The organism is Candidatus Mycolicibacterium alkanivorans, from assembly GCF_022760805.1.
In the GTDB taxonomy this organism is placed as follows: domain Bacteria; phylum Actinomycetota; class Actinomycetes; order Mycobacteriales; family Mycobacteriaceae; genus Mycobacterium; species Mycobacterium alkanivorans.
Genome location: NZ_JAIVFL010000001.1, coordinates 1,000,153 through 1,015,243, shown reverse-complemented (window position 1 = coordinate 1,015,243; position 15,091 = coordinate 1,000,153). Strand labels below are relative to the sequence as shown.

General features: G+C 66.9%; 19 protein-coding genes, 1 tRNA gene and 3 pseudogenes. 9 read left to right on the top strand and 14 right to left on the bottom strand.

What is annotated here, in order from left to right; all coding sequences use genetic code 11:
• Nucleotide 1: 1 nt before the first annotated feature.
• The 3 genes and pseudogenes from tgt to K9U37_RS04950 form a co-directional block, all read right to left on the bottom strand.
• Nucleotides 2-1,228, bottom strand: a complete 1,227-nt coding sequence (gene tgt / locus K9U37_RS04955) for a tRNA guanosine(34) transglycosylase Tgt (protein ID WP_243070764.1) — start codon at nucleotides 1,226-1,228, stop codon at nucleotides 2-4.
• Nucleotides 1,206-1,397 (bottom strand): annotated as a pseudogene (locus K9U37_RS20335) (hypothetical protein); the annotation flags it as partial. The gene tgt and the pseudogene K9U37_RS20335, both read right to left, overlap by 23 nt.
• A gap of 253 nt (nucleotides 1,398-1,650) precedes the next feature.
• Nucleotides 1,651-2,178: a carboxymuconolactone decarboxylase family protein gene (locus K9U37_RS04950; protein ID WP_243070763.1), complete on the bottom strand. Its 528-nt coding sequence runs from the start codon at nucleotides 2,176-2,178 to the stop codon at nucleotides 1,651-1,653.
• Between K9U37_RS04950 and K9U37_RS04945 the strand changes: the two genes are divergently transcribed.
• From K9U37_RS04945 to K9U37_RS04935, 3 genes are read left to right on the top strand one after another with little or no spacing between them, the layout of a single operon-like run.
• The gene (locus tag K9U37_RS04945) at nucleotides 2,168-2,983 is read left to right on the top strand and encodes an RNA polymerase sigma factor (RefSeq protein ID WP_243070762.1); all 816 of its coding nucleotides are present in this window, start codon (nucleotides 2,168-2,170) and stop codon (nucleotides 2,981-2,983) included. The genes K9U37_RS04950 and K9U37_RS04945 overlap by 11 nt on opposite strands.
• Nucleotides 2,976-3,248: an anti-sigma factor family protein gene (locus K9U37_RS04940; protein ID WP_243070761.1), complete on the top strand. Its 273-nt coding sequence runs from the start codon at nucleotides 2,976-2,978 to the stop codon at nucleotides 3,246-3,248. Before K9U37_RS04945 ends, K9U37_RS04940 begins: the two co-directional genes overlap by 8 nt.
• Nucleotides 3,175-3,720: a DUF4383 domain-containing protein gene (locus tag K9U37_RS04935; RefSeq protein WP_372489391.1), complete on the top strand. Its 546-nt coding sequence runs from the start codon at nucleotides 3,175-3,177 to the stop codon at nucleotides 3,718-3,720. Before K9U37_RS04940 ends, K9U37_RS04935 begins: the two co-directional genes overlap by 74 nt.
• On the opposite strand, the pseudogene K9U37_RS20330 reads toward K9U37_RS04935, so the two are convergent.
• A pseudogene (locus K9U37_RS20330) lies at nucleotides 3,713-4,048 on the bottom strand (IS1380 family transposase); the annotation flags it as partial. The gene K9U37_RS04935 and the pseudogene K9U37_RS20330 overlap by 8 nt on opposite strands.
• On the opposite strand from K9U37_RS20330, the gene K9U37_RS04925 reads away from it, so the two are divergent.
• Entirely contained in the window at nucleotides 3,938-4,186 is a 249-nt protein-coding gene (locus tag K9U37_RS04925; RefSeq protein WP_243073485.1) for a hypothetical protein, read from the top strand. The pseudogene K9U37_RS20330 and the gene K9U37_RS04925 sit on opposite strands and share 111 nt — an antisense overlap.
• Before the next feature lie 108 nt (nucleotides 4,187-4,294).
• Entirely contained in the window at nucleotides 4,295-4,798 is a 504-nt protein-coding gene (locus K9U37_RS04920; protein ID WP_243070759.1) for a lipoprotein LpqH, read from the top strand.
• Nucleotides 4,799-4,859: 61 nt separating this feature from the next.
• Here K9U37_RS04920 and K9U37_RS04915 read toward each other — a convergent pair whose 3' ends face one another.
• The gene (locus K9U37_RS04915; protein ID WP_243070758.1) at nucleotides 4,860-6,224 is read right to left on the bottom strand and encodes a WS/DGAT/MGAT family O-acyltransferase; all 1,365 of its coding nucleotides are present in this window, start codon (nucleotides 6,222-6,224) and stop codon (nucleotides 4,860-4,862) included.
• A 153-nt stretch (nucleotides 6,225-6,377) separates the two neighbouring features.
• On the opposite strand from K9U37_RS04915, the gene K9U37_RS04910 reads away from it, so the two are divergent.
• Nucleotides 6,378-6,920, top strand: coding sequence for a hypothetical protein (locus K9U37_RS04910; RefSeq protein WP_243070757.1), 543 nt, complete (start codon nucleotides 6,378-6,380; stop codon nucleotides 6,918-6,920).
• Here K9U37_RS04910 and K9U37_RS04905 read toward each other — a convergent pair.
• The 4 genes from K9U37_RS04905 to K9U37_RS04890 all read right to left on the bottom strand — a co-directional run bounded on the left by K9U37_RS04905 (nucleotide 6,911) and on the right by K9U37_RS04890 (nucleotide 8,494).
• Complete coding sequence (locus tag K9U37_RS04905; RefSeq protein ID WP_243070756.1) at nucleotides 6,911-7,189, bottom strand: hypothetical protein; 279 nt, start codon at nucleotides 7,187-7,189, stop codon at nucleotides 6,911-6,913. The two genes, K9U37_RS04910 and K9U37_RS04905, sit on opposite strands and share 10 nt — an antisense overlap.
• A gap of 209 nt (nucleotides 7,190-7,398) precedes the next feature.
• Nucleotides 7,399-7,489 (bottom strand) — tRNA-Ser (locus K9U37_RS04900).
• Between the two features lie 28 nt (nucleotides 7,490-7,517).
• Nucleotides 7,518-7,979: a nucleoside deaminase gene (locus K9U37_RS04895; RefSeq protein WP_243070755.1), complete on the bottom strand. Its 462-nt coding sequence runs from the start codon at nucleotides 7,977-7,979 to the stop codon at nucleotides 7,518-7,520.
• A complete protein-coding gene (locus K9U37_RS04890; RefSeq protein WP_243070754.1) occupies nucleotides 7,976-8,494 on the bottom strand; it encodes a tRNA adenosine deaminase-associated protein in 519 nt (172 codons plus the stop codon). The genes K9U37_RS04895 and K9U37_RS04890 overlap by 4 nt, the downstream gene beginning before the upstream one ends.
• A gap of 96 nt (nucleotides 8,495-8,590) precedes the next feature.
• Between K9U37_RS04890 and K9U37_RS04885 the strand changes: the two genes are divergently transcribed.
• Nucleotides 8,591-9,532 carry a prephenate dehydrogenase gene (locus K9U37_RS04885; RefSeq protein WP_243073231.1) on the top strand — a complete coding sequence of 314 codons (942 nt, stop codon included), beginning with the start codon at nucleotides 8,591-8,593 and terminating at the stop codon, nucleotides 9,530-9,532.
• On the opposite strand, the gene K9U37_RS04880 is transcribed toward K9U37_RS04885, so the two are convergent.
• The 3 genes and pseudogenes from K9U37_RS04880 to K9U37_RS04870 form a co-directional block, all read right to left on the bottom strand.
• The gene (locus K9U37_RS04880) at nucleotides 9,498-10,100 is read right to left on the bottom strand and encodes a putative glycolipid-binding domain-containing protein (protein ID WP_243070753.1); all 603 of its coding nucleotides are present in this window, start codon (nucleotides 10,098-10,100) and stop codon (nucleotides 9,498-9,500) included. The two genes, K9U37_RS04885 and K9U37_RS04880, sit on opposite strands and share 35 nt — an antisense overlap.
• Nucleotides 10,097-10,885, bottom strand: a complete 789-nt coding sequence (locus tag K9U37_RS04875; protein ID WP_243070752.1) for an ABC transporter permease — start codon at nucleotides 10,883-10,885, stop codon at nucleotides 10,097-10,099. Before K9U37_RS04875 ends, K9U37_RS04880 begins: the two co-directional genes overlap by 4 nt.
• Nucleotides 10,882-11,106, bottom strand: a pseudogene (locus K9U37_RS04870) (ABC transporter permease); the annotation flags it as partial. The gene K9U37_RS04875 and the pseudogene K9U37_RS04870, both read right to left, overlap by 4 nt.
• 68 nt (nucleotides 11,107-11,174) lie before the next feature.
• On the opposite strand from K9U37_RS04870, the gene K9U37_RS04865 reads away from it, so the two are divergent.
• Nucleotides 11,175-11,534, top strand: coding sequence for a LapA family protein (locus K9U37_RS04865; RefSeq protein ID WP_243070751.1), 360 nt, complete (start codon nucleotides 11,175-11,177; stop codon nucleotides 11,532-11,534).
• Between the two features lie 53 nt (nucleotides 11,535-11,587).
• Here the strand turns inward: K9U37_RS04865 and K9U37_RS04860 are convergent, their stop codons facing one another.
• Nucleotides 11,588-12,622, bottom strand: coding sequence for a phosphotransferase family protein (locus K9U37_RS04860; protein ID WP_243070750.1), 1,035 nt, complete (start codon nucleotides 12,620-12,622; stop codon nucleotides 11,588-11,590).
• Between the two features lie 50 nt (nucleotides 12,623-12,672).
• The gene (locus tag K9U37_RS04855; protein ID WP_243070749.1) at nucleotides 12,673-14,550 is read right to left on the bottom strand and encodes an alkyl/aryl-sulfatase; all 1,878 of its coding nucleotides are present in this window, start codon (nucleotides 14,548-14,550) and stop codon (nucleotides 12,673-12,675) included.
• Between the two features lie 71 nt (nucleotides 14,551-14,621).
• Here K9U37_RS04855 and K9U37_RS04850 point away from each other — a divergent pair, with 71 nt between their 5' ends.
• Complete coding sequence (locus tag K9U37_RS04850; RefSeq protein ID WP_243070748.1) at nucleotides 14,622-15,032, top strand: APC family permease; 411 nt, start codon at nucleotides 14,622-14,624, stop codon at nucleotides 15,030-15,032.
• Nucleotides 15,033-15,091: the final 59 nt, after the last annotated feature.

Sequence of the window (15,091 nt, the reverse complement as noted above, 5' to 3'; positions counted from 1 at the left end):
TCTATTGTGCACGCGTCGAGTAGTAGCGGCCGAGGACGTGGTCGCGCAGTTCGTCGAACTCACCGGCGATGATCGCAACACGGATCTGGTCGACGAGGCGAATCACGAAGCGCTCGTTGTGGATGGTGCACAGCGTGGAGGCCAGCATCTCCTTGGCCTTGAACAGGTGGTGCAGGTAAGCCCGGGTGTAGTGACCGCAGGTGTAGCAGTCGCACTCGGCGTCGATCGGGGTGAAGTCGCGTCGGTGCCGTGCGGTGTTGATATTGAACCGGCCCGTAGGCGAATACACCGCGGCGTTGCGCGCCACCCGCGACGGCGAGACACAGTCGAAGGTGTCGGCGCCGGCCTCGATCGCCGCGAACAGGTCGTCGGGCTCGCTGATCCCCAGCAGGTGCCGCGGTTTGGAGTCCGGCAGTTCGTCGATGCACCAGCCGACGATCGTGGCCAGGTTCTGCTTCTCCAGCGCTCCTCCGATGCCGTACCCGTCGAATCCGCGGCCGTCGGCGTCGAAAATGCCGGCCAGCTCCCGCGACGCCTGCCGGCGCAGGTCCTCGTATTGCGCACCCTGCACCACGCCGAACAATGCCTGCGCCGGTCGCTCGGGCCGCTCCGCGGTCAACCGGCGGTGCTCGGTCAGGCACCGCTGAGCCCAGGCGTGCGTACGCGCCACCGACTCCTCTTGGTAGCCACGGGTATTCACCAGAGTGGTCAGCTCATCGAAGGCGAAGATGATGTCCGCGCCGATCTTGTGCTGGATCTGCATCGACACTTCGGGAGTGAACCGGTGGGTGGAGCCGTCGAGGTGGGAGATGAACGTCACGCCGTCATCGTCAACATGGGCCAGCCGCTTCTTGCCCTCAGCGATGATGTCGTCGGCCTGGACGCGATCGGCGTCCATCGACAGCACCTTGCGAAACCCCGCGCCCAGCGAGAGCACCTGGAAGCCGCCACTGTCGGTGAACGTCGGGCCGGGCCAGTTCATGAACGCACCGAGCCCGCCCGCCTCGTCGACGATGTCGGGACCCGGCTGCAGGTATAGGTGATAGGCGTTGGCGAGCACCGCCTGCGCGCCGAGTTCGCGCATGGTTTCGGGCAACACGGCCTTGACCGAAGCCTTGGTGCCAACGGCAATGAACGCAGGCGTGTCGATGTCACCGTGCGGGGTGTGGATCACCCCGGTGCGACCCCGCCGGCCCGGCAGTTCGGCGTTGACGGTGAAGAAGGGCACGCCGACATCTAACCAGCGCGGCGTAGCTAAGCCAGCAAGTCCACAATGTGGCTCGCCGGCGTCCACCCGTCGGCGCGCTTTCGATGGCTTCCCGGAACCGCCACCACACATCGGGCATGTTGAAGTCACCGGTCGGCAGACTGGTGTTGGCGACGACGAGGTGGCTGAAGTGAGCGCGCATACCGGGGCCATCGTTCGACGAAGGCACTGACTCACCCCCGTTGGGCCCGCGCTGATGGGGGTTCGGCGCGCTGTAGGGCCTGGTACACAGTGGCGCGGGCGAAGCCCGCGAGCGCGGAGATCATCTTGCTGCGCCGCAGTCAGATTCACTGCCAGCGTCGAGCTCCATCGCCGTTGCAGGCTGGCTTGATGGACTGGGGGCACGGCGGATGGGACGGGTCAGTCTGCCGCGCCCCGGCCCATCACGGTTCTACGAGTGGGAAGTCAATCTCGGTGTGCGCCACGTTGTTGAAGTAGTTGGTCAGCACGTTGAGTGCGACATGGCCTATCACCTCAGCGATCTCGGCGTCGCTGCCGCCTGCTCGGCGCACAGCCTCGCGATCAGCATCATCGATCTGGCCGCGCCGTTCGTTTACCGCCACGGCGAAGGCAAGTATCGCAGCGGTTTTCGGGTCGTCGGCATCGGCCTTGCGGGCCGCCTCGACCTGTTCCGCGCTCAGCCCGGCAATCCGCTGGCCGGTGTAGGTGTGCGCCGACAGGCAGTAGGAGCAACCATTGGATTGCGCGACAGCGATGGCGAGACGTTCCCGGGTAGCAACAGGAAGCGCACCGCTTTCGAGGCTGGCAACCAAGCCCAGGTACCCCTGAAGCAGCGCCGGGCTGTTGGCCATCGCCCGAGTCAGATTGGGAACAGCGCCAAGTGTTCGTTTCGCCGCCGACAGCGCCTCCGCCTGATCGGTCGTCGCGGTCGCGTCGGTGATGAGGGGCATGGTGCTCATAATTTCCTCCAGTATCCGGAATCGTTTGGACCTCGCCGGTGTTCACATCGGCGGGGCTAGTGTTCAGACTCCGCAATGCCGTGCGGTGTTACAACCGGAGGTAACCAACTTCGTGGAGCGAGGATTCGAGACACCCGCGACGGCAGGCGCTGCACGCTTGCGCACCGTTATCGATGATCGATGGGCCACCGACGAGGACCTGATCGCGGCGCTTCGGGCGGGTGACAAGGACGCGTTCCGAGCCCTCGTCGACACGCTGCACGCGCCGCTAGTGCGGCTGGCGCGGATGTATGTGTCCGCCGCCACCGCGGAGGACGCCGTGCAAGATACCTGGGTGTCGGTGGTACGTTCCATCGGCTCCTTTGAGGGCCGTGCGAGCCTCAAGACCTGGGTGTTTCGGGTGATGCTGAACCGGGTGCGCACACTGGCCCGCAGGGAATCAACAACGGTGCCGTTCGCCGTTGCAGGATTCGAGTCTGACTCGCGTCCTTCGGTCGATCCACGGCGGCTCGTTCATCCCGACCTCGGCGCGCACCACTGGGTCGGCGTGCCGGCCCGCTGGGATCTGCTGCCCGAGCAGCGGCTGATGTCGGCCGAGGTGCGCTCGGTGATCGCTGACGCCCTGCAGAAAGTACCGAACGCCCAGCGTGAGGTGCTGACCATGCGTGATATCGAGGGGTGGTCGAGCGAGGAAACCTGCGATGCACTTGGCATTTCGGCGGTGAACCAGCGGGTACTGCTGCATCGGGGCCGTGCCAGCCTGCGCGTCGTGTTGGAGGATTATCTAAATGACTGAGGACGACTTCGTCAGCAACGAATTGCGGATCACCTGTTCGGACGCGGTGGCGCTGGTCACCGAGTATCTGGAGGACGCGCTCGAAGAGGCGGATCTGCATCGATTCGAGCAGCACCTCGGGGGATGCCAGGCATGTCGGGTCTACGTCGACCAGATCCGTCGAACCGTGTGGATCGCCGCGGCAGCGCGCGATGAATCGGTGGAGGTACGGCCGGCGAACCTCGACGCGCTCATGGCGGAATTTGACCGACTCAATCGGGACTGAGACTCGTTGTAACGCCTGGCCCGGCTCGCGAGTCGATACCTGCGACGGTCGCAGACTAGCGACCCGCCCGGAAGGAATCGTCATGACCCGCAACCAAATTTTTGCCTACGCGTCCGCAGCCATCTATTTCGCTGCCGGAATCATCGGCTTCGCGGTGACCGGCTTCACCAGCGAACACCACACGAAGGTCCTGATCCTCGCAGTGAACCCGATGCACAACATCGTCCACTTGGTGTTGGGGGCGGCGTGGCTGGGCGCTGCAATGATGCCCTCGATCACCCGTATTGCCAACGTGGTACTCGGCATCGGACTGCTGGCCGCATTCGTGCTGGGCGTCTCCGGCGCGTTGGGCTTCCTCAACATTCATTCGATCGGCGAACCCGACAACTACCTGCATCTCGTGTACGGCGCCCTGAGCATCCTCGTCGGCTGGAAACTCACCGACACCGCTAGGAGTGTGTCCCCCAACTAGTTGGCAGGGAGTTGGTGTCGATCGCGTCGCGCATGCGGGCGTCGACGGTGAACCCGACGAGAACCCCACCCCTTGCTGCGACATTCGGCGGAGAACTGGTGCGTGGCACCGGCGGAATCCGACCGCACCAGGATCTTGTGGGCGGTGGGGTCCTCCGGGTCGGGTCGGGTCGGTAGGCGGCCGGCAGCGATTCCAGCGCCCGACCCAACACGGTGCTGTGATCGGCGGCGGTGTTGCTGCTGGCGTTGCCCGCTCGCAGCAGCCCGGCCAGCGCTTCGCCGCCGGCGACCTCGGGGCGGTCCATTCGTTGGAGAAATCCGCTATTCCAGCGAACCGCTCTTCGGGCGCGCGAAGCGTCTTCATCGCGGTGATGATACCGGTGCCAGCTCAGGTTACTGCTCAGGTTACTAATGTCGCTGATGTGTTGCGGCGCACCAAGACAAACAATCCGGTGGTGGTCAGCTAGTTCTCAGACGATTTTTTCTTCCAATCCGAACATCATTTGCAAACGGGGTTCCATACTTTTTGCGATGATCCGCCAGTTCGACGGGTCACGTCACCAAAGGAGAAACCCGTGAAGCGTGGCTGTGTGGTTGCCGTTGCCGGCGCCGCGGTTCTGGTCGCCGGGATGTCCGGTTGTTCCAAGGATGCGAAGAAGAGCGAGTCCAGCTCCAGCTCGTCCGCAGCGGCAAGCGCGAGCTCAAGCGCCGCCGAGAGTCCCGGCGCCAGCACAGGCGCAGGCACCGCCAAGGTGACCATCGACGGCCAGCCGCAGAACATCAACGGCCAGGTGGTCTGCGCGACCGCCGGCGGCAACTACAACATCGCCATCGGTGAGGCGGCGACCGGTATCGCCATCGTCATGTCTGAGGATGCGTCGACGGTTCACTCCGTGGGGCTGGGCAACGTCAACGGTGTGACGCTCGGTTACACCGAGGGTGTGCCGGGCGGCGCGAACGCCTCCGCCACCAAGGACGGCAAGAACATCAAGGTCACCGGCACCGCCACGGGTGTGGACATGGCCAACCCGATGCAGCCGGTGAACAAGCCTTTCGAGATCGATGTGACCTGCCCGTAGCGGCAGCACCCGAACGTGGCAGCGACGAACCTGAGGGGCCGTCGCCGCCTTTTTCGTGCGCTTATACCCCGACCGCCTCCTCCAACCCGGCCAGCGAGTCCTCGAGGTGTCCGAGAAGCCGCTGCAGGTGCGGGATGCTGCGCCGGCACCCGACCAGACCGAAGTCGAGGTTGTCGGCGTTGCTGGACAGCGTGATGTTGAGCGCCTGGCCGTCCAGCGCGATGGACATCGGATAGTTGCCGTCGAGGCGGGCCCCGCGCCAGTACAGCGGCTCGCGCGCGCCCGGTATGTTGGAGATCACGATGTTGAACGGTGGCTGGGCGGCCTGTGCCAGTGACGGCACCAGAGCCAGCGTCAACGGAGCCAAGTTGAAGGCCGAAAGCGCCAGCTGCTGAAACCCGGGCAGCTGGGTGAACACCTCTTTGTTGCCACGCATCGAGGCGTGAATAGTGCCCAGCCGGTGCGCCGGGTCCTCGAGGTCGGTGGCCAGGCTGCACAGGATGGCGCCGACCATGTTGCCCCCGCTGAAGGCATCGTCCTCGGAGCGCAGATTGACCGGCACCATCGCGATCAGCGGGCGGTCGGGCAGGGCGTCCTGCTCGAGCAGGTAGGCGCGTAGCGCTCCGGCGCACATCGCCAAGATGACGTCGTTGACGGTGACGCCGCAGGCGTCCTTGACCGCGACGACCCGTTTGAGGGGCCAGGACTGTGCCGCACAGCGTCGAGCGCCTCCGATCGGAACGTTGAACATCGTCTTGGGCGCCCCGAACGGCAACGTCAGCTGCTGTTCGAGCAGTGCGGCACGAGCAATTGTCAGCACCGAAGGAACAAATCCTGCAACGGATCCCGCGACCTTCACCAGATCACCCAATGGCGAGGAGCGCTTCTTCCTGCCCTTGGCGCGCTGGCGCGGCCCGATGGTCCAGGGTGCCAGCAGTTCGGTGTTCTGCGGATCGTCGGACAGCGACCGGCGCATCAGCTTCATCGCCGACACGCCGTCGAGAAGCGCGTGGTGGACCTTGGTGTAGACCGCGAAGCGTCCGTCGTTGAGGCCCTCGACGAGGTGGGCCTCCCACAACGGGCGGTGCCGGTCGAGCAGGCTGCCGTGCAGCCGAGAGGTCAACTCCAGCAGCTCGCGCACCCGGCCCGGAGACGGCAGCGCCGAACGGCGAAGGTGGTACTCGAGGTCGATGTCCCTGTCGAACGACCAGGCGACATTGGCGATGCCGCCGAGCAGTTCGGCCGGGTGCTTACGAAAGGTCGGCTGGACGTCCCCGTAGGTCAGCATGGTGGCGTAGATGTCGCGGATGAAGTCCGGCCCGGCACCTTCGGGCGGCTCGAACAGCTGCAACCCACCGACGTGCATCGGGTGCTCGCGCGACTCGGCAAGCAGGAATATCGAATCCGCCGGTGATATCAGTTCCATCGATGTCCTCCACGTCCGCTGTGCCAACCGTCTGCCCATTACACCGGCCCGTTACGCAGGCCTGGCAGCTTTCTGCCTGATCGACGACCTCAAGGCTGTTTTCGGGCCGAAAGACCCTGTCTGCCGACGGGCCGCTGCGCGCACTGTGAGGCCATGGCGACCGATCGTCGAGGGATGGTGGCGGCGGTCGCCGTCATCGCGGGCGCCGCACTCGTCGGTCTCGGGCTGTTGGTGGTGGGGTTTGCCGGCATGGCCCGCCACCCCGTCGCAACACCTCGAGCCGCGCCGCCGATCGCGTCGAGCACCACAACCACGTCATCGTCGGCGCTGACCGTGGCGATGCGCGAGTGGGAGTCGCGGGCCGGTGACCACTTCAAGGAATCGGCGCGGGCACTCGATCAGGTTTCCCAGGCCGCCGGCCGAGGCGACGACGCTGCCGTGCGGGCGGGGTGCACACGGCTGCACGACGCCAACGCGGTCGGTTTGCAGGCCGACCTCCCCACCCCGGATCCCGTGTTGACCGCCGAACTGCAGCGGATGATCGACGACGTGAACACCGCCGCGCACGCGTGCCTGCGGTTCTCCGACACCGGACACCACGCCGACGCCTCGACGTACCAGATCTATCTGGAGCGGGCCATCGATCACCTGTCGACAGCCAAACAGATCCTCAACGAGGACCTGGGTCAGCGCTGACCGCCGCCGCCGCCACGGCCGCCGGGAACGGCGTTGAAGCCGGGCTCGGCAACCTCGGCTTCGGTCAGCTGATCGCTGGTGTCGGGGATGATCGTCGGTGCGCAGTTCATCGAGAAGCTGTCCTCGGTTTCGGTGTCCTGGCACTGGGCCATGACGTGAGGCGCTTGGGCGCCCAGTCCAGCGAAGACCGCCACTGCGGGCGTCACTGCAATCGCCACACCGACGGCGCCGAAGACCAACCTCCGCCCGCGAGCCGAAACGGTCGCCATACTCAACAACCCCCAAACGGTTCTCGAGACGTCTGGCCCGGCGCACTGCGTCTTCGCAACGCCAGGGTAGGCCAGCTTCCTGGGAAACGCGACGCGTTGCTGGCGCCGTAGGGCCGCTCGGTTCGCCAGTGTGCGGATTCGTACGCCCACGACGGCGTGTCGCGTACGAATCTGCACACTCGGCGGCCGGGTTGGGCCTTCTGCAAAGATGGCGGTGGCGGAGGGATTTGAACCCTCGGACGGGGGTTACCCGTCACACGCTTTCGAGGCGTGCTCCTTAGGCCGCTCGGACACGCCACCGCCGAGAAGTTTACGGCCGGGCACCGGACTAACCCAAATCGCGCTGACGGGTGAAAAAGACCTCCAGCAGCGCCGCACACTCCTCGGCCAGCACGCCGCCGCGCACGTCCGGCCGGTGGGTGAGCCGCCGGTCGCGCACGACGTCCCACAGCGAGCCCACCGCGCCCGACTTGGGCTCCCATGCCCCGAACACCAGCCGGGCCACCCGCGCCATCACCAGCGCACCTGCGCACATCGTGCACGGCTCGACGGTCACCGCGATCGTCGCGCCCTCCAGCCGCCACCCGTCGCCGGAAACCCGGGCGGCGGCCCGCAGGGCCAGGATCTCGGCGTGCGCGGTCGGGTCGCCCAGCTTCTCTCGGGCGTTGGCGGCGCGCGCCAGCTCGGTCCCATCCGGGCCGAACACCACCGCACCGATCGGCACGTCCTCGGGACCCGCCGAGCCGGCAGCGGCGATGGCCGCACGGACCAGGGCGTCGTCCGAGGTCACCGATCGAGACGGTCGAGAACCGCCGCGAGCTCCTCAGCGAACCCCATCTCCCGAGCGATCCGGCCGAGCTGTTCGTCAGCGTACAGGTCGGTCTCGTCGAGAATCACCCCGAGTACGGCGTCGGGAAGCCCGATATCGGCCAGCACACCTAGATCGCCCTCCTCGAAGGGCTCCGAGTCCTCCAGGTCCTCCGGTGTGATGTCGGCATCCAGCGTTTCCAGCGCCTCGGCGGCGATGTCGTAGTCCAGTGCCGCGGTGGCATCCGACAGCAGCAAGCGGGTCCCCGACGGGGCCGGCCGGACGATCAGGAAGAACTCGTCATCGATGTCGAGCAACCCGAATACCGCTCCGGCGCTGCGTAATTCGCGCAGCTCGGTCTCCGCCGCACTCAGGCTCGTCAGGACCTTGCGGCTCATCGGCGTGCATCGCCACTTGCCCTCTTCGCGGACCACAGCCACGCCGAAGCCGTCCGGGGTGTCCGCCGACCCCGGTGCTGACGCTCGCTGTGCCTCCATGGCCGCATACGGTAGTCGCTGATCAGGCCTGTTGACCAGGTAACGGGTGGCGCGCAACGTCGGTGTGCCAACCTGGAATGCGTGACGAAGACACCCGTGTGCGTGCTCGGGCTGGGGCTGATCGGCGGATCACTGATGCGCGCAGCGGTAACCGCAGGCCGCGAGGCGTTCGGGTACAACCGCTCCGTCGAGGGAGCCGAGGCCGCCCGCTTCGACGGCTTCAGCGCCACGACCGACCTCACCGAAGCGCTGGCCTGGGCCGCCGAACACGACGCACTGATCGTGCTCGCCGTGCCCATGCCCGCCGTGTCCTTGCTGCTCGGCCACATCAAAGACACCGCCCCGGACTGCCCGCTGACCGACGTCATCAGCGTCAAGGGCGCGGTCCTCGAGGAGGTCCGGGCGGCTGGTCTGCTGGACCGCTACGTCGGTGGCCATCCGATGGCGGGCACCGCGCACTCCGGCTGGAGGGCGGGCGACGCGCGGATGTTCGACGGGGCGCCCTGGGTGCTCACCGTCGACGAGCACGTCGACGCGACGGTGTGGGCCCAGGTGATGCGTTTGGCCCTGGACTGCAGTGCCGTCGTCGTCCCGGCCAAGTCCGACGAGCACGACGCCGCCGCCGCCAGCATCTCGCACCTGCCGCACCTGCTGGCCGAGGCGCTGGCGATCACAGCGGGCGAAGTTCCGCTGGCATTCGCCCTGGCGGCCGGGTCGTTCCGCGACGCCACCCGTGTCGCGGCTACCGCCCCGGACCTGGTGCGTGCGATGTGCGAGGCCAACGCCGAGCAGTTGGTGCCCACCTTGGACCGGGCCCTGGAGCTGCTCCACCACGCCCGGCAGTCGCTGGTGGGGAAGAACTCGGTGGCCGAACTCGTCGAGGCCGGGCATGCCGCGCGTACCCGCTATGACAGCTTCTCACGCCCGCAGATCGTGACGATCGCCCTCGGCGAGGAGAACTGGCGCGAGGAGCTGGCCGCCGCCGGCCGTGCCGGCGCAGTGATCAGATCCGCTTTGCGAGGCCCGGATAGTCGATGATGAACCCGTCGTCGTCGACGGTGACGGTGGTGTCGGCCGCCGGCGAGTGCAGCTTGATGCCTTCGGCGCTGTCCAGCCCCGAACTGCTGTAGCTGATCGAGGCCTGCTCGACCGTCAGGTCGGGCAGATTGACATAGACCACCGGCAGCGTCACCGAAGCCGCCCGGCGGTACAGCCCGGTGCGCCGGATCGGCAGGGCGTTGAAGAACGGGCTGAAGACCACGTCGACGTCCAGCGCGCCCTGGTAGGACCCGCGTGACTGTCCCTGGTGGTCGGTGATCAGCCACATGTTCTCTTCGTCGCGTGCGATCGACAGCTGCCGGTCCCGCTCGGCCAGGGTGACGCTCAGCGACAGCCGCGTAGTGGCACCGCCGTCGTCGGTCACCAGGTCGTAGGACGCGCTGAACGCGGGATGCGTACCGGAGGCGGCGGCCACGATTCGGCCGTAGGCCTTGATCCGGTTACCGGACAACTGGACGCGGGCGGACTCCATCCGCGAGTCGTCGTGTGCGCGCCAGGTCAGGATCGCCGGCCAGGCGCTATCTGTCGCTTCGGTGGCTGCACTCACCCGTCTACCGTAAGCGACGGGTCTCCGCGCTCGTAGCGAGGTCTCGAAGTGCGAGCCAGCTGTGACGCGGGCGGTCCGGACTCCAGGCTCACCTCGTCGTCGAGCAGCGGCTGCTGCATCCGACGCAACCGCCCTGCGCCGGGAACGGACGCCCAGACGGTCAGGGCCAGCAGCCCGTCGAGCACCAGCGCCAGCACCGTCACCAACAGCGCGCCGACCAGGGCGATGTGGAACTGGCGGATCTTGATGCCGTCGATCAGATAGCGCCCGAGCCCCCCGAGGCTGGCGTAGGCGGCCACCGTGGCGGTCGCCACCACCTGCAGGGTGGCGGTTCGCAGACCGCCCAGGATGAGCGGCAACGCGTTGGGCACCTCGACGCGGGTGAGCACCTGGCTCTCGGTCATGCCCATCGACCGCGCCGCGTCGACCACCTTCGCGTCGACGTTGGCGATCCCGGCGTAGGTGCCCGCCAGCAGCGGCGGGATGCCCAGCAGCATCAGCGCGATGGTGGGCGGCAACAAGCCCAGCCCCCACAGCAGCACGCCGAGCAGCAGCACACCGAGGGTGGGCAGCGCCCGCAACGCGTTGACTCCGGTGACCACCAGGAAGGTGCCCCGCCCGGTGCGGCCGATGAGAAGACCGACCGGAATCGCGATGAGCGCCGACACGGCGACGGCCACCGCGGTGTACTGCAGGTGCTCGAGAATGCGGGCGGCCAGACCGGCTTTGCCGCCCCAGTTGGCGGCGGTGAAGATGTAGGCCAGTGCCTGGTGCAGGAAGTTCATGACCCCGCCTTCGCCCGCGCCCACGGGGTGATGGCGCAGCCGGCCAGCATGATGAGCACGTCGATGACGATGGCTAGCACGAAGATCGCGATGATTCCGGCGACGATCTGATTGCTCTTGTCGGCCTGATAGCCCTCGGTGAACCACGTCCCGAGCCCGCCGATACCGATGACGGAGCCGACCGAGACCATCGAGACGTTGGTGACGGCCACCACCCGCAGCCGGATGTCACCGTCTCGTTGCACGTTTGGTTGTTTCTTTCTCGGTCAGAAGGGGCAAAGATGGCGTCATGAGCAGCGAACCGCAGCTATCGCCTACCGAGCCGCCGCCGGGTTCGCCGGTTCCCCCACCGCCGCCCGAGCCAATGGTCAAGTCCGTGGACGAGGTCAAGCTGACCAAGGCGGCCGCCATGTGGTCGTCGCTCATCGCCGGCTTCCTGATCCTGATCGTCCTGCTGGTCTTCATCGCCCAGAACACCGAGTCGGCGTCGTTCGCGTTCTTCGGCTGGCGCTGGACCCTGCCGCTCGGGGTGGCGATCCTGCTGGCCGCGGTCTGCGGTGGACTGCTCACCGTGGTCGTCGGCGCGGCCCGCATCTTCCAGCTGCGCAGAGCCGCGAAGAAGAACCTCAAGGCCGCTCTGAAGGGCTAGCCGGCCCTCCCTGCATCGACGCGGTACCTTGACGACTTCGTCAACACCGCGAGTTAGCCCATGGCGGCCAGGCCGCCGGCGACAAGCACAGCGACCGCCCGACCCAACAGGTCGGCAGCCTGCTGATCCTGCTCGCCCCCTTCGGCCATGCGCCTGCGGAAATCGATGCCCGCCACGATGATCCCGAGCTTGAAATAGCCCAGGGCCATGTGGAAGTCCCAGTGCGCCAACGGATGTCCCGACACCACCGAGTAGCGGTGCGCAAGATCCTCCGGCGAGGGCATCGTCGGAGCCGACCACGCCATCTCCTCACCGAAGATGAGATTGAGCGCGGGGTCGCGGTGGACGCACATCAGCGCCGCGTCCGATAGCGGGTCACCCAGCGTCGACAGCTCCCAATCGAGAACGGCGCGAACGATTTTCGGATCCTCGGCGTCGAGCATCGTATTGTCGATGCGGTAGTCGCCGTGGACGATCGAGGTGCGACTCTGCGGGGGAACGGACTCGGCCAGCCGGGTGTGCAGCCGCTGCACGTCGGCGTCACGCGGGTCGTCGGGCAGCCGGATGTGCTGCCACTGCGAACCCCAGCGGCGCACCTGACGCTCGAGATACCCGCTGGCCTTGCCGAAGTCACCGAGCCCGACGGCGTCGGGGTCGACCTCGTGCAGGTCGACGAGGACCCTGATGAGGCTGTCGACACAGTCGCTGACCACCTCCGGGCCGCCGAGCGCCTCAAGTTCGGCGCGGGTGCGCACCACCTGCCCGGGGACATACTCCACCATCTGGAACGGGGCGCCGAGCACCGAGTCGTCGTCACGCATCGTCACCGCGCGCGCGACCGGTACCGGGCTGTCCGCCAGCGCGGCGACCACCCGGTACTCGCGGGCCATGTCGTGAGCCGACGGCGTCAGACCGTGCAACGGCGGCCGGCGCAGCACCCACTTGGACTCGTCGTCGTAGACCAGGAATGTCAGGTTGGACCGTCCGCCCGAGATGAACTCGGCCCGCAGTTCGCCGGCCCGCGGGATTCCCGCCGCGCGCAGGTGCCGGTCAAGTGCCGAAAGATCCAGCCCATCGAGGGAAGTCATCCGATATGTATAACCTCAGCGTCTGCTCGCGGCTCCGGGGAGCAACCCGGTCACGGGGTGATGATGTTGAAGTTCGGATCCGGCCGATCCAGCACACCGAGCAACGCCTGCAGAGCCTGGCCGTCGCCGCTGGTCTCCAGTCCCGGCGAGGTGAAATCGCCTGCGGCGGCGGCCAACAGCCGCATCTTGTTGGCCAAGGTGGCGGTGGCGCTGGCCGTCGACGCATCCGCGGGGCACTTGCGGTAGACCAGCACACCGTTTCGCAAGGTCAGGCGGTAGTTGGCCGCGACATCGGTGAACGTCAGGTCCACGGTGATGTCGAGATCCCAGGCGCGCGGCCCGTTCACGCTGATCGCCAGGGTGTCGAACATCTGCTCGGGGGTGAGCTGTTCGAGCACCGCCATCGAATTGCCGCCCATCGGCGTGCCGAAGTTGCCGTCACGCAACTCGGTGGCACCGGAGACGAAGAAGTTGCGCCAGGTCGCACATTCGGCCCCGTAGCCGAGCTGCTCGAGGGTGTCCGCATACAGCTCGCGGGCACCCGCGTGGTTCTCGTCGGTGAAGATCGCATGATCAAGAAGGGTTGCCGCCCACCGATAGTCGCCGGAGTCAAACGCGGCACGCGCGATCTCCACAACCCGGGCGATACCGCCCATCGCCTCGACGTAGCGGGGACCGATCGCTTCGGGCGGGTGCGCCCACAACCGTCCGGGGTTCCCGTCGAACCAGCCCATGTAGCGCTGGTAGACGGCCTTGACGTTGTGGCTGACCGAGCCGTAGTAGCCGTGCGCGTGCCAGGCCTTGTGCAGCGCCGGCGGCATCTGGAAGGTCTCGGCGATCTCGATGCCGGTGTAGCCCTGGTTGAGCTGCCGCAGCGTCTGGTCGTGCAGGTAGGCGTACAGATCACGTTGCAGCGACAGGAAATTGACGATGTTGTCCCGACCCCAGGTGGGCCAGTGGTGGGATGCGAACACCACGTCGGCGCGATCGGCGAAGGTGTCGATGGCCTCGGTCAGATACCCCGACCAGGCGTGCGGGTCGCGCACCAGCGCCCCCCGCAGGGTCAGAAGGTTGTGCAGGTTGTGGGTGGCGTTCTCGGCCATGCACAGCGCCCGGAACTTCGGGAAGTAGAAGTGCATCTCGGCAGGCGCCTCTGTGCCCGGCGCCATCTGGAACTCGATCTCGACACCGTCGATGGTGTGCGTCTCGCCGGTGGTCGTGATGTCGATGGTCGGCACGATGATGGCGACCTCACCAGTGGAGGTCTGCTGACCCAGCCCGCACCCGACCTGCCCGCGCGGCCCCCGGTCGAGCAATGTGCCGTACATGTAGGAGGCGCGGCGCGCCATCGCCGTGCCGGCGTAGACGTTCTCCTGCACCGCATGTTTCACAAATCCCTCGGGGGCGATCACCGCGACCTTGCCGGCGTCGACGTCGGCCTGCGTCGTCACGCCCAACACCCCGCCGAAGTGGTCGACGTGGCTGTGGGTGTAGATGACAGCGCTCACGGCACGATTTCCGCGATGGGCCCGGTAGAGCTCGAGCGCGGCCGCCGCGGTCTCGGTGGAGATCAGCGGGTCGATCACGATGACGCCGGTGTCGCCCTCGATGAAGCTGATGTTGGACAGGTCCAACCCGCGCACCTGGTAGATGCCTTCGACCACCTCGAAGAGACCCTGCTTGGCAGCCAGGATGGACTGCCGCCACAGGCTGGGATGGACCGACGCGGGTGCGTCACCGCCGAGGAAGTCGTAGACGTCGTTGTCCCACACCACCCGGCCGTCGGCGGCGGTGACCACGCACGGCTGCAAGGCGGCGATGAATCCGCGGTCGGTGTCGTCGAAGTCGGCGGTGTCCTCGAACGGCAGCGAGTTCAGGTGCTCGCCGTGTGCGGCCTCGATGACCCCGGTCGGTGGTTTGTGCGCCATGCTGCGCATTATTCATCAAACTCCGGGGGGTTGGTTATTCGGATCGGCCGACCGTCGGGTAGAACAGCACGGTGGCCAGTGGATCGATCAGCGTCGCGGGGGCAACGGCGATCGGCGTCGGCAGCATGATGGGCGCCGGGCTGTACACCCTGCTCGGCCTGGCCTCGACCACAGCCGGGGTGTGGCTGCCGGTGGCCTTCCTCATCGGCGGGGTGGTGTCGGTCTTCAGCGTGTACTCCTACGCGAAACTCGGCGCGCGCTATCCCAGCCGCGGTGGAGCCGCACAGTTCTTGATCCGCTGCTTCGGCGACGGCATCGTGGCCGGCGGGCTGAACAACTTCCAGTTCCTCGGCTGGATCATCGCGATGGCTCTGTATACCTCCGGGTTCGCCGGCTACCTGCTGGCCCTGCTTCCCTGGTGGGCGCCGGACTGGGCCGGCAAGGCCGTCGGCATCGGACTAATCCCAATGCCGCTCAGTTAAGGGTGTGACTGTTGGGTCAAGTGTGACGGGTGCGGCGTGTCGGGGAGTTGGGGCAGCGG